The organism is Marivita sp., assembly GCF_051251565.1.
GTDB lineage: Bacteria > Pseudomonadota > Alphaproteobacteria > Rhodobacterales > Rhodobacteraceae > Marivita.
Map to the genome: position 1 here is coordinate 1 of NZ_JBPOFB010000047.1, position 3443 is coordinate 3443.

The window sequence follows — 3443 nt, forward strand, 5'->3', positions numbered from 1 at the left end:
GGCCTCTGTCGTGCAGCCGGGCGTGTTGTCTTTGGGATAGAAAAAGATCACGAGCTTTTTGCCCGCAAAATCAGACGGTTTCACCGTGCCGCCATCGGGCGTGCCCATTTCGACGTCGGGCATCGCCTTACCTGCACTCATAAAATCACTCATGTCTCAATCTCCAATTCCTGTTCGAATATCTCGGCCCAGCACCGCGCGACGTTTGCGCGCGCCTGTGCCAAGTCACGCATCAGCTGCGCGTAGCTACCGCGCCCGCACGCACGGGCAAGGGCCTTTGCCGCTGCCGGGGGTGGTTTTGCGCAATCTGGTGCGAGCAAGCGGCCCGCCACCAGCATATTGGTCATCAACTCATAGGCAGTGCCAAATTCACGATCGACCATGCCGATCTCAGCCAATTCGCCTAGCGCTATATCGAGCTGAGAATTGAGAGCTTTGGCTGATAGCTCGCGCGCATCGCGCAGTTGCAGGTAATGTGTCAGAAACTCGACATCGACCAATCCGCCGCGCAAAAGTTTTACATCCAGCGGCCCGCGCGCTGGCTTATGCTGCGCCATCTCAACGCGCATCTCCAGCACCGCTTTGCGCAATTTCGCGGTGTCGCGCTTTGCCCGCAATACGTCCGATATGATCGGATCGAGCTCAGCGCGCGCCTGATCCGAGCCGACCAGAACCCGCGCGCGCGTCAGGGCCATATGCTCCCACGTCCACGCGCTGGTTTTTTGATACTTGGCGAAGGCCTCGATTGATACGGCAAGCGGCCCCTGATTGCCCTGCGGCCTTAGTCTTGTATCGACTTCATACAGAGCGCCCTGCGCCGTAGGCACCGAAAGCGCTGCGCTGACCCGGCTGGCGAGCCGGTTGAAATAGAGCGTCGCACCCAGCGGGCGCGGGCCATCAGACTGCGCCAAGAAATCTCCGGTGAACAGATAGATGATGTCGAGGTCGGAGGCATGAGTAAGCGCGCCTCCGCCAAGCCGCCCCAACCCCAACACCACCAACTCGCCGCCAGGAATTGTTCCATGGGCGCGGGCAAATTCTTTGGCTGCCGCGCGGGCCGCAACGGTGATAGCGGCCTCTGCCAAGGCGGACAGCACCGTCGCAATCGCGTCGGGCGGATATTCCGCCTCAACCAGCCGCAGCCCCAGCGAAAAGCGTTCCTCACTAATGACCCAGCGGATCGAATCGAGCTTCGCCTCGTAGTCATCGCGCGCCGCGCCATGCTCAATCCGTTCGGCCAGCTGAGATGCTTCTACCGGCAGAGCCAAAGGTTCGCGGTCCATCAGCACATCTAGCAATTCAGGGCGGCGGCCCAGCTCATCGGCCAATGTCGGCGCGAGCGTGAGGGCGGCGACCAAGCGGTCCATCAGTTCCGGGCGCGCCAGCAGCAGGCGGAACAGAGTGATGGCCGATTGTGCACGGTCAAGAATCGTCTCCCACCGAGTCAATGCGCGGGCGGGATCATCGCCTTTGGCAATCGCCTCAAGCAAGTCAGGCAGCAGCCGGTCAAACGCTTCGAGCGCTTGAGGCGAACGGATCGACGCAAACCGGCCATCGCGCCATTCATCAATCCGCTTGGCCAATTTGTTTGGGTGCGCGTATCCTAATTCACGTAAATAGAGAGCGAAGTCGGTTGGAGCCTGAACAGCAGGCGCTGCGACCTGCTCCTCCCCAATCAGTCCTTCATAAATGCGTCCGGTCCGCTCAGTCAGATCGGTCAGCTCCGCAATCAGCGCCGCTCCATCAGCCAGTCCATCAAGCTGCGCTACCCCGTCCAAAGCCTCGCCATCAGGCAGGCTGTGCGTCTGGCGATCATTCACCATTTGCAACCGATGCTCGATTGTCCGGAGGCGGTCATATCCTTCGCCCAGAACCTGTGCGTGATCGGCCTCAATATGCCCTTGGAGCGCCAGCGCATCGAGCGCGGCGCGGGTACCGCGCACTCTAAGCGATGGATCACGACCGCCATGGATTAGCTGATGCGTTTGTGCGAAAAATTCGATCTCTCGAATGCCACCGCGCCCGCGTTTAACGTCAAATCCGGGGCCGGGCACTTTGGGGCCGTCATAGCTTTGCCTGATCTTCAGCGTCAGTTCGCGGATTTCCTCAATCGCGCCAAAATCCAATGCTTGCCGCCACACAAATGGAGCGATCTCGGCGAGGAATGTCTCCCCAGCCGCAACATCGCCCGCCGCTGCTCGCGCGCGGATGAACGCGGCGCGCTCCCACGCCAGCGCCTGCCCTTGATAATGCGCCAAGGCCGATCCGCGCGGCACAGCGAGCGGGCTAACCTCAGCCGCCGGGCGTAGGCGCAGATCGACCCGCAACACATATCCTTCGGCGGTGTTGTCCGACAGCAGCTTCACGATTTGCCGTGCGTAACGCTGCGCCGCCTCACCCGGCTCATCCTTCGAACGGCGCGGCAAAGTGTCGGGGTCGTAGAGCAGGATGGGGTCAATGTCGGAAGAATAGTTGAGCTCTCCCGCGCCCTGTTTGCCCAACGCCAGCGCAATCATCCCGCTTGGTTCGGGCTCTCCGGTGCGTTCGGTGATGGCTGTGCGAATTGCGGTGTCGAGCGCATGGTCGGCGAAGTCGCTCAGTTCGGCGAGGACTTTCGGCAGCGGAAATGCCCCTGCCAGATCGGCTATCGCAATACTTGTAGCGAGCGCCAAACGATGACGGCGCAATCCCGCGCCGATGTCTTCTCCGCCGCCCCGCTCCCGCGCCCAAACAAGCGCCTCTTCACTCTCTCCGCGCTCAAGCATTGCGGCCAGTTCCGGTTGGCGGTCGAGCGCGCGTGACAGAAACGGAGCATGAGCCTTCGCCCGTGCAATCGCTTCGTGCCAGTCATAGTCTGAGCGTGTCGTCATCACCGCCATCCTTGGCCAAGCGGCTTGCGACCCGCAAGGCCATCTGCGAAGGAAGCGCAACGAAATTACAAGACGAGAGGAACTTTCGATGATCAAACGCGCGATAGCTTTAGGCGCATTGGCCGCCGGCGCGCTGGCACTGGCCGGGTGCGACGGGATGCTCGCCGGCGGAGATGCTGGCCCCGCACTGGATATCCCTGAAGTCGAAGCAGGCGATATTTCCGAAGCGACTATGATCGACATCACCCGCCAGCTTTCAACAGACGAATTCGGTGGCCGGATGCCCGGAACCGAAGGCGAAGAGCTAACAGTCGCATTGCTGACGGAACGTTTTGAAGCCGCGGGGCTTGAGCCGGGCAATGGGGATAGCTGGGTGCAAGAAGTTCCGCTGGTTGAGATTACCGGCAACAACTTCGCGCCGCTCACCATCACCAATGGCGAAACCGATCTGGTCTATGATTACGGCAGCGAATGGACCGGTGTAACCTACCGCGAAGACGAGCGCACGCAGCTTGCCAACAGCGATCTGGTGTTCGTCGGATACGGCATTAACGCGCCGGAACGCGGCTGGAA

General features: G+C 61.0%; 3 protein-coding genes. 1 reads left to right on the forward strand and 2 read right to left on the reverse strand.

What is annotated here, in order from left to right; all coding sequences use genetic code 11:
• Both ACSHXH_RS19065 and glnE read right to left on the reverse strand, forming a co-directional pair.
• A partial coding sequence (locus ACSHXH_RS19065; RefSeq protein ID WP_435673384.1) for a redoxin domain-containing protein occupies positions 1-153 on the reverse strand: 153 nt, incomplete at its 3' end.
• Complete coding sequence (gene glnE / locus ACSHXH_RS19070; protein WP_435673382.1) at positions 150-2870, reverse strand: bifunctional [glutamate--ammonia ligase]-adenylyl-L-tyrosine phosphorylase/[glutamate--ammonia-ligase] adenylyltransferase; 2721 nt, start codon at positions 2868-2870, stop codon at positions 150-152. The genes ACSHXH_RS19065 and glnE, both read right to left, overlap by 4 nt.
• An 88-nt stretch (positions 2871-2958) precedes the next feature.
• Between glnE and ACSHXH_RS19075 the strand changes: the two genes are divergently transcribed.
• Positions 2959-3443: hypothetical protein (locus tag ACSHXH_RS19075; protein WP_435673383.1), on the forward strand; the 485-nt coding region annotated here is incomplete at its 3' end.

What these genes read in the sequence shown, in the direction of transcription:
- glnE (WP_435673382.1), bottom strand. Translation starts at nt 2,870, where the DNA reads ATGACGACACGCTCAGACTATGACTGGCACGAAGCGATTGCACGGGCG.